The 21,861-nt window shown below is 61.9% G+C and carries 24 protein-coding genes; 19 read left to right on the top strand and 5 right to left on the bottom strand.

Features of this window, described 5'->3' with window-relative positions; translation table 11 throughout:
* Positions 1-33: 33 nt before the first annotated feature.
* The 7 genes from OCV80_RS15215 to nrdR all read left to right on the top strand — a co-directional run bounded on the left by OCV80_RS15215 (position 34) and on the right by nrdR (position 6,087).
* Positions 34-1,575 (top strand): NAD(P)H-hydrate dehydratase, encoded by a 1,542-nt coding sequence (locus tag OCV80_RS15215; RefSeq protein ID WP_119310805.1) that lies wholly within the window; start codon positions 34-36, stop codon positions 1,573-1,575.
* Between the two features lie 18 nt (positions 1,576-1,593).
* On the top strand, positions 1,594-2,199 hold the full coding sequence (locus tag OCV80_RS15210; RefSeq protein WP_119310806.1) for a hypothetical protein: 606 nt from the start codon (positions 1,594-1,596) through the stop codon (positions 2,197-2,199).
* A gap of 59 nt (positions 2,200-2,258) precedes the next feature.
* The gene (alr, locus tag OCV80_RS15205) at positions 2,259-3,425 is read left to right on the top strand and encodes an alanine racemase (protein ID WP_119310807.1); all 1,167 of its coding nucleotides are present in this window, start codon (positions 2,259-2,261) and stop codon (positions 3,423-3,425) included.
* A gap of 406 nt (positions 3,426-3,831) precedes the next feature.
* Positions 3,832-4,200, top strand: a complete 369-nt coding sequence (locus OCV80_RS15200; protein WP_025544461.1) for a type II toxin-antitoxin system PemK/MazF family toxin — start codon at positions 3,832-3,834, stop codon at positions 4,198-4,200.
* A gap of 170 nt (positions 4,201-4,370) precedes the next feature.
* Positions 4,371-4,865 carry a hypothetical protein gene (locus OCV80_RS15195; RefSeq protein WP_119310808.1) on the top strand — a complete coding sequence of 165 codons (495 nt, stop codon included), beginning with the start codon at positions 4,371-4,373 and terminating at the stop codon, positions 4,863-4,865.
* Positions 4,866-4,935: 70 nt separating this feature from the next.
* Positions 4,936-5,457, top strand: coding sequence for a hypothetical protein (locus OCV80_RS15190; RefSeq protein WP_119310809.1), 522 nt, complete (start codon positions 4,936-4,938; stop codon positions 5,455-5,457).
* A 171-nt stretch (positions 5,458-5,628) separates the two neighbouring features.
* Positions 5,629-6,087 carry a transcriptional regulator NrdR gene (gene nrdR / locus OCV80_RS15185; RefSeq protein WP_021748697.1) on the top strand — a complete coding sequence of 153 codons (459 nt, stop codon included), beginning with the start codon at positions 5,629-5,631 and terminating at the stop codon, positions 6,085-6,087.
* 6 nt (positions 6,088-6,093) lie between these two features.
* Here nrdR and OCV80_RS15180 read toward each other — a convergent pair whose 3' ends face one another.
* Positions 6,094-6,474, bottom strand: a complete 381-nt coding sequence (locus OCV80_RS15180; RefSeq protein WP_021748698.1) for a DUF4363 family protein — start codon at positions 6,472-6,474, stop codon at positions 6,094-6,096.
* The gene (locus OCV80_RS15175) at positions 6,471-7,154 is read right to left on the bottom strand and encodes a DUF421 domain-containing protein (RefSeq protein ID WP_021748699.1); all 684 of its coding nucleotides are present in this window, start codon (positions 7,152-7,154) and stop codon (positions 6,471-6,473) included. Before OCV80_RS15175 ends, OCV80_RS15180 begins: the two co-directional genes overlap by 4 nt.
* Before the next feature lie 149 nt (positions 7,155-7,303).
* On the opposite strand from OCV80_RS15175, the gene OCV80_RS15170 reads away from it, so the two are divergent.
* From OCV80_RS15170 to OCV80_RS15155, 4 genes are all read left to right on the top strand, one after another.
* Positions 7,304-7,771, top strand: a complete 468-nt coding sequence (locus tag OCV80_RS15170) for a GNAT family N-acetyltransferase (RefSeq protein ID WP_021748700.1) — start codon at positions 7,304-7,306, stop codon at positions 7,769-7,771.
* A gap of 371 nt (positions 7,772-8,142) precedes the next feature.
* Positions 8,143-9,981, top strand: a complete 1,839-nt coding sequence (gene glmS, locus OCV80_RS15165) for a glutamine--fructose-6-phosphate transaminase (isomerizing) (RefSeq protein WP_267288538.1) — start codon at positions 8,143-8,145, stop codon at positions 9,979-9,981.
* A gap of 115 nt (positions 9,982-10,096) precedes the next feature.
* Positions 10,097-10,444: a PadR family transcriptional regulator gene (locus OCV80_RS15160; protein WP_021748702.1), complete on the top strand. Its 348-nt coding sequence runs from the start codon at positions 10,097-10,099 to the stop codon at positions 10,442-10,444.
* Positions 10,431-11,792, top strand: coding sequence for a permease prefix domain 1-containing protein (locus OCV80_RS15155; protein ID WP_136891645.1), 1,362 nt, complete (start codon positions 10,431-10,433; stop codon positions 11,790-11,792). The genes OCV80_RS15160 and OCV80_RS15155 overlap by 14 nt, the downstream gene beginning before the upstream one ends.
* Positions 11,793-11,849: 57 nt before the next feature.
* Here the strand turns inward: OCV80_RS15155 and OCV80_RS15150 are convergent, their stop codons facing one another.
* Entirely contained in the window at positions 11,850-12,764 is a 915-nt protein-coding gene (locus OCV80_RS15150) for a hypothetical protein (protein ID WP_021748704.1), read from the bottom strand.
* Positions 12,761-13,207, bottom strand: a complete 447-nt coding sequence (locus OCV80_RS15145; RefSeq protein WP_249390719.1) for an RNA polymerase sigma factor — start codon at positions 13,205-13,207, stop codon at positions 12,761-12,763. The genes OCV80_RS15150 and OCV80_RS15145 overlap by 4 nt, the downstream gene beginning before the upstream one ends.
* Before the next feature lie 249 nt (positions 13,208-13,456).
* On the opposite strand from OCV80_RS15145, the gene OCV80_RS15140 reads away from it, so the two are divergent.
* The 4 genes from OCV80_RS15140 (at position 13,457) to rplT (ending at position 16,707) form a co-directional block, all read left to right on the top strand.
* Positions 13,457-15,097, top strand: coding sequence for an S-layer homology domain-containing protein (locus tag OCV80_RS15140; RefSeq protein WP_136891647.1), 1,641 nt, complete (start codon positions 13,457-13,459; stop codon positions 15,095-15,097).
* A gap of 489 nt (positions 15,098-15,586) precedes the next feature.
* Entirely contained in the window at positions 15,587-16,093 is a 507-nt protein-coding gene (infC, locus tag OCV80_RS15135) for a translation initiation factor IF-3 (protein ID WP_021750185.1), read from the top strand.
* A gap of 33 nt (positions 16,094-16,126) precedes the next feature.
* Positions 16,127-16,324: a 50S ribosomal protein L35 gene (gene rpmI, locus OCV80_RS15130; RefSeq protein WP_021750186.1), complete on the top strand. Its 198-nt coding sequence runs from the start codon at positions 16,127-16,129 to the stop codon at positions 16,322-16,324.
* 32 nt (positions 16,325-16,356) lie between these two features.
* Positions 16,357-16,707 carry a 50S ribosomal protein L20 gene (gene rplT, locus OCV80_RS15125; protein WP_021750187.1) on the top strand — a complete coding sequence of 117 codons (351 nt, stop codon included), beginning with the start codon at positions 16,357-16,359 and terminating at the stop codon, positions 16,705-16,707.
* A gap of 103 nt (positions 16,708-16,810) precedes the next feature.
* On the opposite strand, the gene trmB is transcribed toward rplT, so the two are convergent.
* Positions 16,811-17,848 (bottom strand): tRNA (guanosine(46)-N7)-methyltransferase TrmB, encoded by a 1,038-nt coding sequence (gene trmB, locus OCV80_RS15120; RefSeq protein ID WP_119310813.1) that lies wholly within the window; start codon positions 17,846-17,848, stop codon positions 16,811-16,813.
* Between the two features lie 184 nt (positions 17,849-18,032).
* Between trmB and OCV80_RS15115 the strand changes: the two genes are divergently transcribed.
* The 4 genes from OCV80_RS15115 to OCV80_RS15100 all read left to right on the top strand — a co-directional run.
* Entirely contained in the window at positions 18,033-18,806 is a 774-nt protein-coding gene (locus OCV80_RS15115) for an alpha/beta fold hydrolase (RefSeq protein ID WP_333635546.1), read from the top strand.
* A gap of 294 nt (positions 18,807-19,100) precedes the next feature.
* Entirely contained in the window at positions 19,101-19,940 is an 840-nt protein-coding gene (locus OCV80_RS15110) for a 3-hydroxyacyl-CoA dehydrogenase family protein (RefSeq protein WP_429835899.1), read from the top strand.
* A 38-nt stretch (positions 19,941-19,978) separates the two neighbouring features.
* Positions 19,979-21,121 carry an acyl-CoA dehydrogenase gene (locus tag OCV80_RS15105; protein ID WP_021751625.1) on the top strand — a complete coding sequence of 381 codons (1,143 nt, stop codon included), beginning with the start codon at positions 19,979-19,981 and terminating at the stop codon, positions 21,119-21,121.
* Positions 21,122-21,141: 20 nt separating this feature from the next.
* Positions 21,142-21,861 (top strand): electron transfer flavoprotein subunit beta/FixA family protein (locus OCV80_RS15100; RefSeq protein ID WP_267288537.1); only part of this gene is annotated, 720 nt, incomplete at its 3' end.

The raw sequence follows: 21,861 nt of genomic DNA, 5'->3' as shown, positions 1-21,861 counted from the left end.
AGAAAACCATGAGGAACACAGGAGGTTACGGCCATGAAGCTGACGACGGCGGAGCAGATGAAGGAGCTGGACCGGCAGGCCATTGAAGAGCGGGGCATTCCCTCCATCGACCTGATGGAGCGGGCGGCGGCAGGCGTGGCAGAGGCGGCGCTGGCGCTGCTGCCCAAGCGGCCGGGGAAATGTCGGGGGGCGGCCTTGTGCGGCGCGGGCAACAACTGCGGCGATGGAATCGCCGCAGCCCGGCTGCTGTTTTTGAAGGGGCTGAAGGTCCGGGCGTTCCTGGTAGGGGACTATGAGAAGCTGACGCCGGACGCCCTGGAGGAGACCCGCCGTCTCAGCGAGTGCGGTGTGGAGCTGGAGCGGTTCGACCCGGCGGACGAAAGCCAGCGGGCCTGGGTGTTGGGGTGCGACGTGGTGATCGACGCCCTCTTCGGCGTGGGCCTCTCCCGGCCCATCGGGGCAGGCACGCCCTTTGCCGCGGCGGTGGACTGGATGAATGAGAGCAGGGCCGCCGTGGTGGCGGCGGACATTGCCAGCGGCGTGTCGGCGGACACCGGCGCCGTGCTGGGCCGTGCGGTTCGGGCGGATCGCACTGTCACCTTCACACTGCCCAAGATCGGTCAGGCAGTGGGGGAGGGGGCCGCCCTCTCCGGGAACGTGGAGGTCCGGGACATCGGCATCCCGGCGGATCTGGTCCGGGGCCTTGTCTGCCGGGCCCAGACGGTGGAGCGGGACTTTGCCCGTGCGGCCCTGCCGCCCCGGAGGGCGGACGGCCACAAGGGAACCTTCGGCAAGGTGCTGATCGTCGGCGGCGCAGTGGGCTATACCGGTGCGCCTTATCTCACTGCCGCGGCGGCGGTGCGGACCGGGTGCGGGCTGGTGTCCCTGGGGGTGCCGGAGACCATCTGGCCGGTGGAGGCGGCCAAGTGCGTCTCTGCCATGCCATTCCCTCTGCCGGACAAACATGGGAGGCTCTCTCCCAAGGCGAAAGAGGAAATCCTGGAGCGGGCTGCCGGCTGTGACGCAGTGGCTCTGGGCCCTGGACTGGGCCGGGGAGATGGCGTCACGGAGCTGGTGCTGGATCTGCTGCAGAAGATCCAGCAGCCGATGGTGCTGGACGCCGACGGCATAAACGCCCTGGGGGGACATATAGATGTACTGGACGCCCGGCGAGACCGGATCACGGTGCTGACGCCCCACGACGGGGAGTTCACCCGCATCGGCGGCGACCTCACCGGCAGCAACCGGCTGGGGGCCGCCCGGGCCTTTGGAGCGGCCCATGGCTGTGTCCTGGTGCTGAAGGGCCACCGGACCCTCACCGCCGCCCCGGCGGGGAACGTGCTGGTGAACACCACCGGAAATTCCGGCCTGGCCAAGGGCGGCAGCGGCGACGTGCTGACGGGGATTGTCGCCGCCCTGCTGGCCCAGGGGGCGACTGCCGTTCGGGCGGCGGCGGTCGGCGTGTGGCTCCACGGCCGGGCCGGGGACTTGGCGGCGGAGCGCCTGACGCCCTATGGTATGACGCCGGAGGACGTGGTGTCGTCACTGCCGGCGGCCATCGGGGAGATCCTATAAAAGACGGAGGTTTTTGCGGTGCGCAGATGGGCTTGCATACCAATGATGACCCTGTGCCTGCTGCTGACGGCCTGCGGCGGCACAGGCGGAGAGGCGGGGGATGCGGCGGATGCCCGGATGCCCTATCGGAACATGGCGGGCTGCGTCATGGAGGCGGAGGTCTCCTGCACGCAGGACGGCGCGGCCTGGGAGGCCACGCTCCAGTGCGACTACGTGCCGGAGGGGGAGACCACTGTGGAGGTCCTGGCACCGGAGACCATCGCGGGCGTGAAGGCAGTGCTCTCCGACGGGGAAGTGGAACTGGTGTACGAGGACCAGTGCCTGAACGCCGGGAACCTCAGCAGCCAGGAGGTGAGCCCCATGGCCTGCCTGCCCCAGCTGATGAGCGCCCTGCGGGACGGGTGGCTGCTGGAGGAGAGCGAGGAGGACTGGCAGGAGACGTCCTGCTTCCGTCTGACGGTGGACCAGACCGGAGAGCAGAATGGGAAGATCCTCTCCACCCTCTGGCTGCGGCAGGAGGACGGTACGCCCCTCCGAGGGGAGATCGCCGTGGATGGGGAAATCATTTTGACGGCAGACTTTACGAGCTTTTCCTTTTATGATACAATAGAAAACCAGGAATGACTTCGGCGGGAGGACCCCTCCCGCCGCTTCCATAGACTGACGGAGAAGGTGACCGACACATGGAGGAACCGATTCTGAGACGGACCTGGGCGGAGATCGACCTGGACGCCCTGGCCCACAACTATCAGCAGGCCCGCAGAAAGATCGGGCCCAACGTGAAGTATTTGGGTGTGGTGAAGGCGGACGCCTACGGCCACGGGGCCATTCAGGTGTCCCGCAAGCTGGAGCAGCTGGGGGCGGACTATCTGGCGGTGTCCAGCTTGGACGAGGCGAAAGAACTCCGCCGGGCCGGCATTCAGGCGCCCATTCTGATCCTGGGCCACACGCCCCCGGCCATGGTGCCCCAGCTGATCGAGTACGGCATCACCCAGGCGGTGTCCGCCCTGGCCAAGGCGGAGGCGTACAGCGCCGCAGCCGTGGAGAGCGGCGGCACACTGAAGGTCCACATCAAGGTGGACACCGGCATGTCCCGGCTGGGTTTCCTGGTGCGGGAGGGGCACTTTGACACAGGCGTGGAATCCATCGCCGCCGCCTGCGCCCTGCCGGGACTGGAGGCGGAAGGCATCTTCACCCACTTCGCCGTCTCCGACGAGGACGACAGAGACAGTGAGGCCTATACGAGAGCGCAGTTCGACGTGTTCACCCGTGTGCTGGATGCATTGGCTGCAGGGGGCAGAACCTTTGCCATCCGCCACTGCGCCAACAGCGGCGCTCTGGCCCGCTATCCGGAGATGTATCTCGACATGGTGCGGCCGGGCATCGCCCTGTACGGCGTGGGCGCCGATGCGCAGCGGCTGGACCTGCGGCCGGTGATGAGCCTGAAGTCCAGCGTCTCCACCATCAAGACCTTTGACCCGGGCACGGACGTCAGCTACGGTCGGACGTTCCGCACCCAGGGAAGGACCCGGATCGGGGTGTTGCCCATCGGCTATGCGGACGGTTTCTTCCGGGGCCTCTCCAACCGGATGTCGGTGGTGACAGCCCAGGGCCCAGCCCCTCAGCGGGGCCGGATCTGTATGGACATGTCCATGATCGATCTGACAGACCTGCCCGACGTCAAGGTCGGGGACGAGGTGGAGATCTTCGGCCGCCGCCAGCGGGTGGATGACCTGGCGGCCATTCTGAACACCATCCCCTATGAGCTGACCTGCGCGGTGAGCAAGCGGGTGCCGCGGGTGTATATCGAAGGCGGTAAAATCGTGGAGCGGAGCCTGCGGCTGCTGTGAGCGCAGGGAAGCGAGCCGCCGCAGCGCGGCGTCCAAGCGTTTTGCCGCGTGCGGCAAAACCTTGGGGAGAGCGGGCTTTGCCTGGCCGACCAAAATGAGATCGGGGTCCCCGCCGCGCAACGCGCGGTGGGGCCTGACCTGTGCGGTGAGCAAGCGGGTGCCGCGGGTATATATCGAAGGCGGTAAAATCGTGGAGCGGAGCCTGCGGCTGCTGTGAGCGCAGGGAAGCGCGGACACAAATCCATACACACACGCCTTGTTCCGGGCATAGGATAGTGCGGGGCGAGGACGCCGGAATTTTGCGGCATTGGCAAAGTATAAATTCCGTACCTGCGTGGGAGAATGAAAGTGGCCTCACCGAAGGGCCTTCGGTGATGGGTACTTCTTTCGGCGGAGTGTGAACTTTGTGGATACGAGTGTCAAGCGCGGCGATATTTACTATGCCGATCTCTCCCCGGTGGTGGGCAGTGAGCAGGGTGGTGTCCGGCCGGTTCTGATCATTCAGAACGACACCGGCAACCGGTACAGTCCCACTGTGATCGCGGCGGCCATCACTTCCCAGACCGGGAAGGCCAAGCTGCCGACACATATCGACCTTCCCGTGGACCACAGCTGCGGCCTGAGCCGGGATTCGGTGGTCCTGCTGGAGCAGGTGCGCACCCTGGACAAAAAGCGCCTGCGGGAAAAGATGGGCCATGTGGAGGAGAATGTGATGGAGAAGGTCGATCTGGCCATCGCGGTCAGCTTCGGACTGCCCCACGACCAGATGGTTTGAGAGATCCGTTTCTTCGGCAATACACAGGCCGGGCGCTGCGGCGGAAGCCGTCTCCTGGCCGCCCGGAAATGCGTGGTTTGATCGAAGGGTCCTCCTGAAAAGGGCGTTCCGCCCTTTTCAGGGGTACCGATTTTTCAGATCCGACAATCAATACGGAGGTACATAAGCGCATGAAAAAGAACAGATGGTATCTGCGGCTGCTGGCATTGCTGGTGCTCTGCGGCGCCTTGAACGTGACGATTACCGCGGCGGCGGAGGCCGGATCCTCCGACGACCCGCTGGTGACCCTGAGCTACCTGAACGAGACGTTCATGGACTCCATCATGGAGCGGGTGGACCAGAAGATCGCCGCCCGGAATGCCCAGTTGGGCATTTCGGCAGGCAGCGGAGCCGGTGCCGCGTCCAACTTCACTGTGGTGACCCTCACCAGCGGACAAGTCCTCACTGGGGACATCGGCTGTGAGGTAATGCTGCGAGTGGGAACGGCTGTGTGCGTTTCTCCCTCCAGCCCCGGTCTCATTGACGAGACCGCAGCCACAGCGCTGAACAACGGCAGTGCGCTGGTCCAGAACCACCTGTACATGATGACCATTGAGGGCCGGGGCGTCCGCGCCACGGCCGGCACCACCAAGCTGCTGGTCCGGGGCAGCTACACCGTCGCCTGATCTCCGCATAAACGGCCCCGCCTGGGCATAGGTTGTGCCAGGCGGGGCCGTTTGGAGAGGGGGCAGAGCGATGGACAAGTTTCCACTGATGCAGGGCTGTTTCTCTGTGGGGGAGCTCATCACGGAGCAGGAGGCGCTGTACACCTGGTTTGAGGCCCGGTGCCGCCTGCCGGGAGAGGGCCTCTGGTGCGCCTGGGCGGTGGGCGACCGGGGAGAGCTGCGGCTGGGCGTTCTGGAGCCCTGTGGGGACCGGGCCACAATCCGGCGGCGGTTTTCCGCCCGGCTGACAGCCCCTCTAGGAAAGCTGCGGCAGGGGGAGATCCGCCCTGCCCATCCGCCGGAGCCGGAGGATTGGACGCCGCTGGAGCGCTCGGCAGTGCGTCTCCGTTCCCCATGGCTTCGGGAGCAGCTGCACCTTGTGCCGGGCGTCCTTGTCCGGGAGGAGCAGGGGCGGCGAGAGCTGGCGGTGCCCTATGACGTGGGCCGCCCCTTTCCGCTGACCGCCTTGTTCTGCTTTGCCCATATCCGCCGTATCCATGGCCGGAGCTACGCCATCTTTGCCTTCAACGGGGAGGAGCGACCGGTGTTCTGAGCCGTCCGGCGGACAGAGACATTTTCAGAAAATTCCAAATGATGTGTTCCACATTTCCCGGGGGTATGATATAATAACCCCAAGACGGCCGTGGCGGAGGGGCTCTCCGCCCGGCCTCAGACACGGGAAGACCTGCCGGCCGGGCGCCGGCGGAGCGTTTGGAGGTCCAGTATGAAGTGTCCCTATTGCGGTTACAGTGAGAGCAAGGTCATTGATTCCCGGCCCGCGGACGAAAACAGCAGCATCCGCCGCCGGCGGGAGTGCCTTTCCTGCGGCAAGCGATTTACCACCTATGAGACGGTGGAGAGCCTGCCTATGGTGGTGGTGAAGAAGGACGGCAGCCGCCAGAGTTTTGACCGGCGGAAGGTGCTGGGCGGCATGATCCGCGCCTGCGAAAAGCGGCCGGTGCCCTTGGCGGAGCTGGAAAAGATCGCCGAGGAGATCGAGCAGGATCTGCAGAACTCCATGGAGCGGGAGATCAGCACAGAGGCCATCGGCGAAAAAGTGATGGAACGGCTGCGAAACGTGGACCAGGTGGCCTATGTCCGGTTTGCCTCCGTCTACCGCCAATTCAAGGATATCGACACCTTTATGACAGAGCTGAACAAGCTCCTGGCCGACAACCGGTGAAGGCCGTCAGAGGACGTTCTTGATATCCAGCCGCTCCGTCTCCGCCAGGAGCCGGAGCTGATCCCGCAGGTCCGAGATCTCCGCCCGGAACTCCGTCAGCTCCCGGGTGGCGGCGAAGGCCAGGGCCCGGCGGTACATGGCCTCCGCGTCGTCCACCGTATCATGCCGCGCCACGATGTGGAGGTAGGTCTGGCTTTCCGACCAGTCGTCATAGCTGCCTGCCAGCGTATCCACGGCCTCGGTCCAGGCCTCTGACTGGGCTTGGGCGTCCGCCTGCTGCAGCTGCTCCCGCCAGCGGACGGTGCTGGCGGTCATGTAGGAGCTGTTCCACAGGGAAAAGACCAGGATGGCTGCCAGGATGCCGACGGATATTCCATACGCCCTCATGACTCTCGCTCCTTTCGGACGCAGAATACCTGCCCCTGTTCGTCCAGGGTCAGGAGGAAGATCTCGCGGGGAGAGGAGGCTTTTTCCCGGGACAGCTGCTTGCGCAGCCAGTTCTCGTCCCGGCCGCAGGCGGTCAGATTGCGGTGGATGACCCGCCCGTCGTTGATGATGACCATGGGCAGTGTCACATCATCCTCCAGCCCCAGTCCCAGTTGTTCCGCCGTGGGCGGCTGCTGGGCTGTCCAGGGAAAGACGGTCAGCTGGCCGGAGTTTTCCAGCACGGCGTACTTCACGTCCTCGATGCGGGTGACGCCCTGCTCCCGCAGTTCCTCCATCAGCTCATCGATGGTAAAGCGGTTCTTCCGCATGGCGTCCTGCTGCAGCTTGCCGCCCCGGATCAGGACCGTGGGCGTCCCGCAGATCAGCGCCCGCAGCCGCAGGCTGCGGAGAGACAGCTGACTCAGCAGCAGTGACAGGGCCAGCAGCGTCAGGATCGGCAGCAGGCCAGAGAGCAGCGGAATGCCGAAGTCCTGCATGGGCACGGCGGCCAGGTCGGAGATCATCATGGTCAGCACCAGCTCGCTGGGCTCCAACTCGCCGATCTGGCGCTTGCCCATCAGGCGCATCCCGACCACAATAAGGAAATAGAGAATGATCGTTCGGACAAAGGCGGTTATCATGGCGAAAATCCCTCCGTTCCGCTAGTATCTGCCGGAACGGGATTTTTATCCGGGATAAGGCTCCCCCAGGAGGGGGAGATTCTTGTAAAGCATGGAAAGAAAATATAGAGTTATACAGCAACAGTTTTGAGAATTAATAAGAAAAAATAATGATGGATTCAAGTGTTCACAAACAATTACATTTCAAATCGGTAAACGCCGAAAACCGCAGGGAAGTTGAGGGCTTGACTGTCTTTTCTGAGCAGGCTGGTTTTATTGAGAGTGTAAGCGAGTGCTTGCGGGAGGCAGATGAATTGGAGCTGTGGCGGCCTGTTGGTATTTATGACAGCGACACGCTGATTGGTTTTGCTATGTACGGCTATTTTCCAGAGCCGGCTCCGGGACAGCTATGGCTGGATCGGCTGCTCATTGATAAAAGATATCAGGGAAAAGGATATGGAAAACAGGCGGTGCTTTCGCTTCTTGACAGATTGCATACAGAGTATCAGAGCGGCACGGTATATCTTAGCGTGTATGAGAATAATCCCCATGCAATCAAGCTTTATCAACAGATTGGTTTCCGGTTTAACGGGAAATACGATAGCAAGGGGGAACATATCATGGAGTATCATTTTTGAGAGATGTAGAGCCAGTCAACGGTCAATATGTGCTGAATCGTCTTAACAGACCTATTTAAGATGGGCTTATCAGGCGCATATTATAGTGACCGCATCAAAATCAAAAAAAGAAAAATCGCAGATGTGAAAGGAGTTTATGGGCCGCGGCCCATCACAGCGCCAGCGCCCGCCGCCAGCGGCGGGACGACGAGGGGAAGGGAGTATCGAAGGATTCGGCGGATGCCCTTCCGTGCCCACGGGCGCGTACACAGCCGGCAAATATGCGGGCAACCGCAAAACAAGGGGGGCTGTGACCGTGAAGAAAGTGACAAATGACTGCGTGTTTGTCCTTTTGACCATTCATTACAGAATCTTCAGGAGGATTATCGAATATGTGCGGAATCATCGGATTTGTAGGAAACGAGCCCGCGGCCCCCATTCTGCTGGACGGCCTGGAGCGGATGGAGTACCGGGGGTATGACTCCGCCGGCGTGGCGGTGCGGTCCGAGACGGCGGGACTCCAGGTGCGCAAGACCAAGGGGCGGCTTCAGGTCTTATCCGACCTGATCCACGGCGGCGCGGACCTGGAGGGGAACCTGGGCATCGGGCATACCCGCTGGGCCACCCACGGGGAGCCCAATGACATCAACGCCCATCCCCACGTCAGCGAGAACGGGCGGATCGCCCTCGTCCACAACGGCATCATCGAAAACTATCTGGAAATCAAGGAGCACCTCATGCGCCAGGGCGTCCACTTCACCTCCGACACGGACACGGAGGTGGTGGCACAGCTGCTGGAGTTCCACTACAACGAATGCCACAACATGCTGGAGGCTGTGGGCCGCTGCCTGCGGCGGATCGAGGGGTCCTACGCCTTCGGCATCATCTGTGCGGATTACCCCAACGCCCTCATTGCCGCCCGGAAGGACAGCCCCCTCATCATCGGCTACGGTCAGAACGGCAACTTCATCGCCTCCGACGTGACGGCTGTCATCAAGTACACCCGGGACGTGGTGTACATGGACGATGGGGAGATCGCTGTCCTCACCGCCGACAGCGTGGACGTGTTTGACGACGAGCTGCTGCCGGTGGAGAAGACCCACAGTCTGGTGGACTGGGATGTGTCCGCAGCGGAGAAGGGCGGCTACGCCCACTTCATGGCCAAGGAGATCATGGAGCAGCCGGAGGCGGTCCGCAAGACCATCTCCCCCCGCATCCGGGACGGCCGTGTGGTGCTGGACAATCTGCATCTGACGGCGGAGTACGTCCGCGACCTCTCCCGGATTTACGTCATCGCCTGCGGCTCCAGCTACCATGTGGGCGTGGTGAGCAAGTACAGCTGGGAAAAGCTGCTGCGCCGCCCGGTGGAGGTGGTGCTGGCCTCCGAGTTCCGGTACTGTGATCCTCTGGTGGACGAAAAGACTCTGGTCATCGTCATCAGCCAGTCTGGAGAAACCCTGGACACTATGGCCGCCATGCGGGAGGCCAAGCGCCGGGGCGGCCGGACCCTGGCCATCGTCAATGTGGTGGGCAGCTCCATCGCCCGGGAGGCGGATGACGTGCTGTACACTTGGGCCGGGCCGGAGATCGCCGTGGCCACCACCAAGGCATACACCACCCAGCTGGTGCTGATGGATCTGGTGGGCCTCTATCTGGCGGACCTGCTGGGTATGGTGGAACAGAGCGAGTATGACACCATTCTCTCCGAGATGCAGCTGCTGCCGGAGAAGATGCGCCAGTTCCTCTCCCACACGGAGGACATCCAGTATTACGCCTCCCGGTACTTCAACCACGACTCCATCTTCTTCATCGGCCGGAACCTGGACTACGCCATGGGCCTGGAGGGTTCCCTGAAGCTGAAAGAGATCAGCTATATCCACTCGGAGGCCTACGCCTCCGGCGAGCTGAAACACGGCACCATCTCCCTGATCGAGCCGGGGACCCTGGTGGTGGCCCTGGGAACCTACGCGCCTCTCTTTGACAAAGCCATGAGCAACGTGGTGGAGGTGAAGGCCCGGGGGGCCGAGGTGCTGGCCCTGACCACCGAGGACTTCCGGGAAAAGATGGAGAAGACTGCCGACGCCACTGTCTCTGTGCCGGTGACCCATCCCATGCTCCAGCCCTCTCTGGGCGTGGTGCCCCTGCAGCTGTTCGCCTACTATGTGGCGCTCCAGCGGGGCTGTGACATCGACAAGCCCCGGAACCTCGCCAAGAGCGTGACTGTGGAATAACGAATTGCCGCCCGGACCATCTGGTCCGGGCGGTTTTTTTACTTGACTTATATAGGGAATCGATATATAATGGCGCTGTCAAAATATATAGAATATCTATATAAGGAGGAAGTCTATGGAGGCCGATAAGAGTCTGGTCAGCGGCAGCATGGCCCTGTTGGTCCTGAAGCTGCTGGAGGACGGGGACAAGTACGGCTACCAGATGACCAGCGAGCTGCGGCAGCGGTCGGAGGACGTGTTCCACCTGAAAGCGGGGACCCTGTACCCCCTCCTCCACAGCCTGGAGGAAAAGGGGCTGGTCACCGCCTACGAGCGGGAGGCCGCTGCCGGTAAGCCCCGGCGGTACTACCATCTGACAAAGGCGGGGGAGGCCGCCCTGCGGGAGAAGGAGACGGCGTGGCACACCTATGCCGATGCCGTGGGCCGTGTGCTGGGGGGAGGTGCCTGCTGTGCCGGGACCTGAGAGCGTCCGGGGCTATCTGGACGCGGTGGAGGCACAAATCCGCTGGAAGCGGGCCCGGACTGTGGCGGCCCGGGAGCTGGAAACTCATCTGGAGGACCAGCAGGAGGAATTTCTGGCCGAAGGCCATCCGCCGGAAGAGGCGGAGCGCTTGGCAGTGGAGGATATGGGGGACCCGGTGGCCGTGGGCGCGGACCTGGACCGCCTCCACCGGCCCAGGCCCCAGTGGGGGATGCTGGGCCTGACCCTGGCGCTGCTGCTGGTGGGCGGCTGGTTGCGGTACGCCCTCACCCGAGCGGGAGCACCCTGGGATGAGGATCTGGATCCGCTGCGCTGTGCTCTGTCAGTGGTGACCGGGGCTGCTGTGCTGGTCGGAGCCTACTTCCTGGACGTCTCCCGGCTGCTGCGCTGGGCCAAGTGGGTGTACATCGGTGCGGTGATGGCGGGGGTATTGTCCCTACATCTCTCACCCAATGTCAACAACGCCTCTTATTTCACCCGGTATGTGGTGCTGTTCTATCCGGCAGTCTACGCACTGTGGCTGTATGCCTGCCGGGGAAAGGGCTGGCGGGGCCTGCTGGCTGCCGTGGCGGGCGGCATCCCTTTGACGGTGGTCTGTATGTGTGCGCCCTTTATTCAGGGGATGATTCAGCTGATGGTTATTGGCTGCTTTCTGCTGTTGCTCGCTATCCAGATGGACTGGTTCACCGTGCCCCGGCGGCAGGGACTGGCGGCGGTGGGCGGACTGGCTGCTGTGATGGCTGGAGCGGTGCTGTGGATGCTGTTGGTGGCGGGCTATAATGCAGCGCGGATTCAGATTCTCCTGCACCCGGAGATAGACCCACAGGGGGCGGGGTATCAGGCTGTAATGGCTCGCCGGATACTTGGGGCATCCCGCCTGATGGGGAAGGGAGGAGACCTCTCAATCCAGCCGCAAACGGTCTGGGGCAGGGAACTGCTCCCGGAGATGATGCTGCCGGAGTGGAACCACGATTTTCTGCCCACCACCATGGTCTACAAACTGGGGTGGTTGCCCTATCTGCTCCTGCTGGCAGTTTTGGCTGTCCTGCTGCTGTGGATGCTGCGGCGATGTGCCTGCCAGCAAAGCCAGAGCGGAAAGCTGCTGGCACTGGCCGTTGTCCTGACGCTGGCGGTGCAGTCGGCCTTTGCGGCGGCGCTGAATCTGGGCTTTGTGCTGTTCAGCGCCCAGCTCCCTCTGGTGACGGGAAATCTCCACAGCATGGTGGACTGCGCCCTGATCGGGTTGGCGCTGTCGGCCTTCCGCTCAGAGTCCATTTTGCGGGACGCGGTGGTTCCGGTCCCGCGGCCCCCGCAAACACAAACAGCTTGACCAGAAAAGACAAGGGCGGAGAGGGAGCCCCTCTCCGCCCTTGCTGTATACAATTCGTCAGTTGGCCTCCTGAATCAGGAAGGTCTGGTTCCCCACCCCGTCCGCGGATTTCTCCACTTCCAGGTCCTCATGCGCCTCCTGCACCGCCAGCTGCGCATCCGTCATAGGCTCCCATGGGATACCGGTACTCTCCACAAAGGCCCGGGCAGCGTCCGGATCGGCTGTATGTGTGTCCAGCGGCAGGGTGAACATGCAGCCCGTCACATTGTCCCGCAGATCCACTGTGCCGTCTTCTGCCAGGGAGAAACGCTCATAGGAGGGGGCGGCGAATCCCTCATACAGCGCGAGATATACCGTGTGATCCGAAAATATCTCCAGGCTCTGCGTGTCCAGTACATAATAGGCCCGGCCGTCCCGCAGAAAGGAGGAGCAGGCACCGTTCAGGGTGAACACGTTGACGGCCCGGGGATCATAGCCGGACACCAGGGGCGTAACAGTGAAGGCCCCGCAGGGGACCACGTCATAGTTCTCCTCTGTCAGGGGTGTGCCGTCCGTCCGGACCACGGACACCACGGCATAGGTGCGGCTTTCCTGGACATCGGCGCACCACTGGGAGATGTTGGCGCCGCTGACCATCCCCATCAGGGTGACGGTGTAGTCCCCAACGGTCTGGGTCTCATTGAGGATCACGGCGGCTTCGCTTTGGAAGGCCTCCGCCAACATTGGATCGTTCAGTTCCTCCGCAACCTGGGCGGGGGTCAGCCACAGCACGGCGGCGGACACAGTCACGGCCAGGAGGGCCACGGCCGCCGCAGCCAGCAGGGTAATTTTTTTCGTGCGATTCATGGACATCTTGTTCTGCTCCTTTTCAGATGCGTGCCGCATGGCTGCCAGCTTTTGAAGAGTCCGCTCCTCGAAGTCCGGGGAGAAGTCCACGGCGTCAAATGCGGCGCGGTAGTTCTGGCGATTCATTCCACATCCTCCTTTAAAAGTTGGCGCAGCCGCTCCCGCCCCCGGGAGAGTCGGGTCCCCACGGTAGGGAGGGGGATTTGCAGCAGCTTGGAAATCTCCTTGATGGAATAGCCCTCATAATAATAGAGGTGGATGACAGCGCTGTACTTCGCCGGCAGGGCCTGCACGGCGGAAAGGATGGGGGAGGGCTCCGGCATCTCTCCGCCTGGAAGGACCTCCGCGGTCTCCAGGGGGAGATTCCGCCGCTCCGCCGCCCGGGCCATGTCGCAGGCCCGGTGGAGCGTGGTGCGGATCAGCCACGCCTTTTCGTGCTCCAGGTCCCGGAAGTGCGGCCGGGTGGTCAGCAGCTTCAAAAAGACCTCCTGCACCACGTCTTCCGCGTCGGCGGGAGAGGACAGGCGGGTCATGGCGATCCGCAGCAGCATGGGGCTGTACGCAGCCACCGTGCGGCGGATGGATTCGTCGGTACCAAACGAAGTCAGGGTCCTCAGCTCCTTTCACCCATAACACGGACCAGCCTGCCCGGATTATTCACCTTCCGGAAAAATTTGCAAAGCCCGTTTTCTGCCTGCGGGAGATTGACAGGGAGAAGCGGCTGTGATAATATGTAAACCAATTATAGCGTCCCTCCGCACTGCGGTGGGACTTTTTTGGGACACGGTATGTCGAAAAAACAGGAAAGGAAGCGGATCATGGGAAAAAAACGGGTGTTTGCGGCGCTGCTGGCGCTGGCAGTGACAGTGGGGTCTCTGGTACTGCCGGCCCGGGCGGCCTTTACCGATACGACGGGCCACTGGGCGGAGACCGCCATCACGAAATGGAGTGAGGAGTACAGCATCATCAACGGCTATGAGGACGGCACATTCCGGCCGGACAACTCCATCACCCGGGGCGCCTTTGCGGGCATTCTGGACCGCTTCCTGAAATTCCAAAGCACCTCGCCCGCCGGGACGTTCTCTGATCTGAGCGGGAACTACTGGGAGGATGCCATCCTGAAGCTCCACGCCTCCGGCGTTTACCTGGGCAACAACGGGCAGGCCCTGGCCGGGGACACCATCACCCGCCAGCAGGCGGTGACCATGATCGCACGGGCCTTCAACATCTCGGGGGAGAGCGCAACGGTCTATTACCTGGATGCGGACCAGGTGGCGGATTACGCGAAGCCGTATCTGGCGGAGATGTCCGCCCTGGGCTACATCACGGATTCCTCCGACGGGTACTTCCGTCCCACGGACGCCATCACCCGGGCGGAGATCGTGACGATCCTGGACAACATGATCGAGGTGCTGATCCAGACCAGCACCACCTACACCCAGGACGTGGAGGGCACGGTGATGGTCAACGCGGCGGAGGGGGCCTGCCTCCAGGACATGACCATCACGGGGGATCTGATTCTGGCCCCCGGCGTCACCGGGACGGTGACCCTGGAGAACGTGACCATCCAGGGCGCGGTACGGAACTTCGGCAGCGCCGTGGTCACGGACCTCTCCCAGCGGCCGGAGGAGCCGGAGCAGCCGCCGGCCATCCAGCCCGGCGACGTGTACACGCCCTCGGAGACCACAGGGGAGTATCTGACATACAGCAACCAACAGATCCCCATCTACGCCGGGGTGGAGCGGAACCGCTTCTCCCAGGGAGATTTCATGTGGGACCCGGACCGTCCGGACCGCCTGATCTATACCGGTGACGACTACCGGACCCGCTTCGGCATCGACGTGTCCGCCTATCAGAACCGGGCCAGCGCCAACAACACCATCGACTGGGAGGCCGCCAAGGCCGACGGCGTGGAGTTCGCCATGGTGCGGATCGGCCTGCGGGGCTACGGCTCCGGCAGCATCATGGAGGATGCTTTCTACGCCCAGAATATTGACGGGGCCATGGCGGCGGGCATCGAGACCGGCGTCTACTTCTTCGCCCAGGCCATCACCGTGGAGGAGGCCATCGAGGAGGCGGACTTTGTCATCAGCCTGCTGGAGGGCCACGAGATCGACGGCCCCGTGGCCTACGACTGGGAGATGCACGACAGCACCTACCGGGTCTACGGCACCACGCCGGAGATGGCCACCGCCTGCGCAGTGGCGTTCTGCGAGCGCATCGAAGAGGCCGGCTACGACGCCATGGTCTACGCCGGGCAGTATGTCAGCTACATCAAATATGACCAGGGCGCTCTGGAGCCGTATCTCTCCTGGTACCCCGAGTACAAGAGCGAGAGCTCCGAGCTTCTGTACCCCACCCTGTACTATCACATGGACTACTGGCAGTATTCCAGCAAGTGCTCTGTGGCCGGTATCGGCGGCAACGTGGATGTGAACCTCCAGTTCATCCGGCGGTAAGCCCTTCTCTCCAAAAGAAATACGGCGGGGCGTCTGCCCCGCCGTATGGCGATTCCAGGGGAGTTACTTGCGGTTTTCCTTCTGGGCCTTGTTCTGGTTCTGCTGGCTGTTCTCACGGTTCTCCTTCTGCTGAGTCTGGCCGGCATCGCGCTTGTTCTGGTTGTCGCGGTTGCTCATCAGGACACCTCCTTTCGCCTGCTTGAGTACATGGCATAGTCTCACCGCCAGCTGCGGAAATTATACGCGGAGGCTGGAAAAAACCTTGTCACCGGAGGAAAAAATGGATTGACAAAAGGACAAAAGGGTGCTATACTAATCCAGCAAAACAAAGAAGGCTGACTGCATCCGCCTCACCTCCAGCGATTTGGCAAAGAGGTTTACACTGCTGTAATCAGACCACCGGGCGGTGGTTTGTTGTTGCGCGGATGCCTGCATGGTATCCGCGTTTTGTGATTCTGAGATGGAGGTGCTTCGACCATTAGTAAAGTAGTGCATGAACTGAACGAGGAGATCAGAGACAAGGAGATTCGCCTGATCGGTTCCGAGGGCGAGCAGCTCGGCATCATGCCCCCTGCGGAAGCTTTGAAGATCGCCGACGAGCAGGGCCTGGACCTGGTCAAGATCTCGCCGCAGGCCGTTCCCCCCGTGTGCAAGCTGATGAACTACGGCAAGTTCCGGTTCGAGCAGAGCAAGCGGGAAAAAGAGGCCAGAAAAAACCAGCACGTGGTGGAGATCAAAGAGATTCGGATGTCTCCGGGCATCGACATCGGGGATTTCAATACGAAGCTCAAAAACGCGCAGAAGTTCATCGCCGACGGCAACCGCGTCAAGGTCTCGGTCCGATTCCGCGGCCGGGAGATGGCCCATACCGACATCGGTAGGGACCTGCTGGACCGGTTTGCCGCACAATGCGCCGAAACCGCCAATCTGGATAAGCCCGCCAAGCTGGAGGGCCGGATGATGTCCATCTTCCTCTCCCCCAAATCCGGCAAGTAATCTGATTTCAACGATACGGAAGGAGCAACCATTATGCCGAAGCTGAAGACCCACAGTGGTGCAAAGAAGAGATTTAATCTGACCAAGACCGGAAAGGTCAAGCGCGCCAAGGCCTACAAGAGCCATATCCTGACCAAGAAGGATACCAAGCGCACTCGTCGTCTGCGTGCCGGCGGCTATGCGGATACCACCAATGTGGATGCCATCCGCAAGATGATCCCCTACAAGTAAGACACGAGACGTTCAAATAGGAGGTTTTTGAAATGGCTAGAGTCAAGGGCGCGATGATGACGCGCAAGAGAAGAAATAAGATCCTGAAGATGGCGAAGGGCTACTGGGGCTCCAAGTCTAAGCACTTCCGTGTGGCCAACCAGGCCGTGATGAAGTCCCTGAGCTATGCCTACACCGGCCGCCGGCTGAAGAAGCGTGATTTCCGCTCCCTGTGGATCACCCGCATCTCCGCCGCCTGCAAGATGAACGGCATGAACTACTCCACCTTCATGCACGGCCTGAAGGTCGCTGGCATTGAGATCAACCGGAAGATGCTGGCGGAGATGGCTGTCAACGACGCCGCCGCCTTCACCCAGCTGACCGAGATCGCCAAGAAGGCGTAAGATCCCTTTCCAGACTATGTGAGCAGCGCCCTCCCAAATGGGAGAGCGCTGCTTTTTGTATATCCAGGACGGAGGGGAGGCAATCCCCGTTGTGCCCCTTCGGTCAGGCTTTCCGGCAGAAGTACGGCCCGCGGTCCGCCTCATGGGGCTGCGCAAACGTCCAGGTGAAATCCTTGTCTACCACGTACCAGTCCGCTCCGGGAATGGCGCGTGCATCTGCGGGCAGGGTAACCAGCTCCTCCGCCGTCACCGGCCGCACCAGAGGCTCACCCTCCGGCGGCTCTTCATAATAAAAGAGGTATTTCTCACCGGATGCCTCCGACAGAGCCTGCCGGGCCGCGTCGCCGGACAGGCAGGGCACCAGGTTCCAGGAGAAGAGATGCCACAGGTAATTCCCATCCGACAGCACATGCCTCCCCAACTCCGCGTCGGACACGCCGTCGGCAAAAACGTCCAGCCAGCGGTTCTTCACCCGCCGAATGTCGGTGGGGAAGGGTTCCTCCCAGGGAACCATGGTGGCCACACACCGGCAGATGGGCAGCCCCTGCTCATGGAACTTGGCCTCGTAGTCCGTCATGACGCCCACCGGGCCATTCGCATGGAGGTCCCGGGTGACCTCGGACAGCTCAAAGCCGAACAGAGGCAGCTCCTCCACGGAGAAGGTGAAGAGGTCCTGATTGTCCGTCTTGAAGTGGATCTGCCCGCCCATCTTCAGCACCTGGCGGTACAGCCGCAGGAAGTTGCCGTGGGTCAGGCGGCGCTTGGCGTGGCGGTTGCTGGGCCAGGGATCGCAGAAATTGATATAGATCCGGTCCGCCTCTCCCGGGGCAAAGAACAGGGGCAGCTGGTCAGCATTGGCGTCGATGAAGAACACGTTGGTGAGCCCCTGGGCCGCACACCGCTCCATGGCCATGACCATGGCATCCGGCACCCGCTCCACAGCGATGAACAGCACGTCCGGCTCCGCCGCCGCTGTGCCGGCGGTGAAGCGGCCTTTGCCGCAGCCCAGCTCCAGCCGCAGCTCCCGGGCCTGGGGCATCAGCTCCCGCCACTTGCCCGGCATGGAGTAGGGCTCCCGGATCAGGCGGTCGCCGCAGCGCTCCATCCGGGGGATCAGATTCTTTTTCTTTCGCATCCGCATGTGTCAACATCCTCCTGGGTCGGTTCCCGATCCGATTTCAGGAAGACCCCGCCGGGGAGTCCTCCGTACATTCAGAATGCTATTGTACCATACAGACCCGGCGCTGTAAATGGCGGCGTGGATTTCCTGCTTGCGCGGAAAGCAAAGAGATGATATGATAGCCCAAATGGGAGGGGGGAGCGATGTGCCCAAGGTGCCCTACTGCGGCAGAAGCATGTTTTATCAGGAGGCGGGCGAGGGCCCGGTCCTGATCTTTCTCCATGGCAATACCGCCTCATCCCGGCTGTTTGAGCCGTTGCTTCCACTCTATACGCCTCATTTCCGGTGTGTGCTGCTGGACTTTCTGGGAAACGGGCGCTCCGACCGGGTGGAGTCGTTTCCGGCGGACCTGTGGCAGGAAGAGGCTCGGCAGGCCCTGGCCCTGATCCGGGCGGCGGGCTATGAGAGGCCCTGTCTGCTGGGAACCAGCGGCGGCGCCTGGGCCGCCATGAACGCGGCCCTGCTGGCACCCGGCGCAGTAGGCGCCGTAGTGGCGGACAGCTTTGACGGGCGGAGCCTTCACCCGGGGTTTGCGCGGGATTTGACAGCAGAGCGGGACCGCGCCAAAAGAGACAAGGCAGCCCGGGAATTTTATGCATGGTGCCAGGGACCGGACTGGGAGGCGGTGGTGGACCGGGACACGGATGCCCTGTTGCGATGCGCCGCCTCCGGACGGCCGCTGTTCTGCGGCCCGCTGGAGCAGATGCGGCCGCCAGTGCTCCTGATGGGGAGCCGGGAGGACCCCATGTGCAGACAGGATTTGGAAGAGGAATACAAGGCGATGGCGGCGCAGATGCCCCATGCCGCCGTGCGCTTGTTTGCATCCGGTGGGCACCCTGCCATTCTTTCCCGGGCGGAGGCGGCTAAGGAGGAGATCCTGGCATTTTGGCTCCGGTGCGAGGCGGCCGAGAGGCTGTGAGATTTCCGGCAGATACAACTGGAACGAAGGGCCTTGTGAATGCATTAACAAAATTGTATAAAGTTTAACGAACAATTTGTATGAAGTGTAAAAAACGTGAAATTTTTCGCAAACTGCACAAATTATACTTGATAAATGCCGCCAGTCACCCTATAATAAAGTTTGTGAGTAAATTGGCAATATCGGAATGACTCTGTGTTCTCCCGGAGGGGCGGCACAGCCCGGCCCCCTGGAGTGCCGAAAGGCATGAAACAAGGAAACCAAACAATTTATTCAAAAATAACAGGAGGAAAAATCATGAAGGTTGCAGTTTTTGGCGCAGGTACCATGGGCAGCGGCATTGCGCAGGTTTTCGCGGCAAAGGGCCACACCGCCCTGATGTATGCCAGCTCCGTCGCTTCCGCGCAGAAGCACAAGGATAAGCTGGCTGCTTCCCTGCAGAAGCGGGTGGAGAAGGGCAAGATGACCCAGGAGGCTGTGGACGCCCTGCTGGCCAACGTGCTGGTGGAGGAGAAGTCCGCCTGCGCCGACGCGGATCTCATCATCGAGTGCGTCAAGGAAGACATGGCTACCAAGAAGGAGCTGCTGAATGAGCTGGACGGCCTGTGCAAGCCCGAGGCCATCTTCGCCTCCAACACCTCTTCTCTGTCTATCACCGAGATGGGCAACGGTCTGAAGCACCCCGTCATCGGTATGCACTTCTTCAATCCCGTGCCCAGCATGAAGCTGGTGGAGATCATCCGCGGCGCCAACACCACCCAGGAGACCTTCGATTTCGTCTATAAGCTGTCCCAGGAGATCGGCAAGGAGCCCGTCGAAGTGGCTGAGGCCCCCGGTTTCGTGGTCAACAAGATCCTGATCCCCATGATAAATGAGGCCATCGGCCTGGTAGAGACCGGCGTCGCCTCCGTGGCCGACATCGACAAGGCCATGCAGCTGGGCGCCAACCATCCCATGGGCCCCCTGGCTCTGGGCGACTTCATCGGCCTGGACGTGTGCCTGGCCATTATGGAGACCCTGTACAATGAGACCGGCGACTCCAAGTACCGTCCCGCGCTGCTGCTGCGCAAGATGGTTCGCGGCGGCCTGCTGGGCAAGAAGACCGGCAAGGGCTTCTATGATTATTCCAAGTAATTGAAGTCAGCACCAACAAGAAAAGGAGTTAATGGTATATGGATTTTCATCTGACAAACGAGCAGCAGATGCTCCGGAAGATGTACCGTGAATTCGCCGAGAACGAAGTGAAGCCTCTGGCTGAGGAGATCGACGAAGAGGAGCGGTTCCCCATGGAGACCGTCGAGAAGATGGCCAAGCTGGGGATGATGGGTATTTACTTCCCCAAGGAGTACGGCGGCGCCGGCGGCGACGTTCTGTCCTACGCCATGTGCGTGGAGGAGCTGGCCAAGGTCTGCGGCACCACTGCTGTTATCGTTTCTGCCCACACTTCCCTGTGCTGCGCCCCCATCTTTGAGCACGGCACCGAGGAGCAGAAGCGGAAGTATCTGCCCGACCTGCTCTCCGGCAAGAAGATCGGTGCCTTCGGCCTGACCGAGCCCAACGCCGGCACAGACGCCTCCGGCCAGCAGACCCTGGCGGTGCTGGAGGGCGACCACTACGTCCTCAACGGTTCCAAGTGCTTCATCACCAACGGCAACGTGGCCGATACCTTCGTGGTGTTCGCCATGACTGACAAGTCCAAGGGCAACCACGGCATCTCTGCCTTCATCGTGGAGAAGGACTTCCCCGGCTTCTCCACCGGCAAGCACGAGAAGAAGATGGGCATCCGCGGCTCCTCCACCTGCGACCTGATCTTTGAGGACTGCATCGTTCCCAAGGAGAATCTGCTGGGCAAAGAGGGCAAGGGCTTCAAGATCGCCATGCAGACCCTGGACGGCGGCCGGATCGGCATCGCCGCGCAGGCCCTGGGCCTGGGCGAGGGCGCTGTCAACGAGGCTGTCAAGTACACGCAGGAGCGTGTCCAGTTCGGCAAGCGCCTGAGCCAGTTCCAGAACACTCAGTTCCAGCTGGCCGACATGCACACCCGGATGCAGGCTGCTCAGTACCTGGTGTACGCTGCTGCCATGAAGAAGCAGAATCACGAGGACTATTCCATGGACGCCTCCATGGCGAAGCTGTTCGCCGCTGAGGCTGCCTCCGATGTCACGCGCCGCGCCGTCCAGCTGTTCGGCGGCTACGGCTACACCCGCGAGTATCCCGTGGAGCGCATGATGCGCGACGCCAAGATCACCGAGATCTACGAGGGTACCAGCGAGGTCCAGCGGATGGTTATTTCCAGCCGCCTGGGCGTGAAGTAAGATAGGAGGTAAAGGTTAACATGAAAATCATTGTTTCCATCAAGCAGGTTCCCGACACCTCCGGTAAGGTGGCGGTGAATCCGGACGGCACCCTGAACCGTGCGTCCATGCAGACCATCACCAACCCCGACGATATGAACGCCCTGGAGGCGGCCCTGAAGATCAAGGACGCCACCGGCTGCAAGGTTGTTGTGGTGACCATGGGTCCGCCTCCCGCTGCCGGTATGCTCCGCGAGGCGCTGGCTATGGGCGCTGACGAGGCCGTGCTGGTGTCCGCCCGCGAGTTCGGCGGTTCCGATACATACGCCACCTCTCAGATCCTGGCTGCGGCCATCAACAAGATCGGCGTAGAGGCTGATGACATCGTCATGTGCGGCCGGCAGGCCATCGATGGCGACACTGCCCAGGTGGGTCCCCAGATTGCCGAGAAGCTGCATCTGCCCCAGGTGACCTACGCCGCCGACATCCAGAAGGACGGCGACACCATCACCGTCAAGCGGATGCTGGAGGACGGCTACATGACCATCAAGGTCAAGACTCCCTGCCTGATCACCTGCATCAAGGAGCTGAACGAGCCCCGCTATATGAGCGTGGGCGGTGTGTTCGAGGCTTACGGCAAGCCCATGACCACCTACGACTATGAGGCGCTGAAGGACGATCCCCTGATCGACGCCACCACCATCGGCCTGAAGGGCTCTCCCACCAACATCTTCAAGAGCTTCACCCCGCCCCAGAAGGGC

It is taken from the genome of Oscillibacter acetigenes (assembly GCF_025567605.1).
Taxonomy (GTDB): domain Bacteria; phylum Bacillota; class Clostridia; order Oscillospirales; family Oscillospiraceae; genus Oscillibacter; species Oscillibacter welbionis.
The sequence above is the reverse complement of the archived record's forward strand: the minus strand, read 5'-3'. Positions and strand labels throughout refer to the sequence as shown.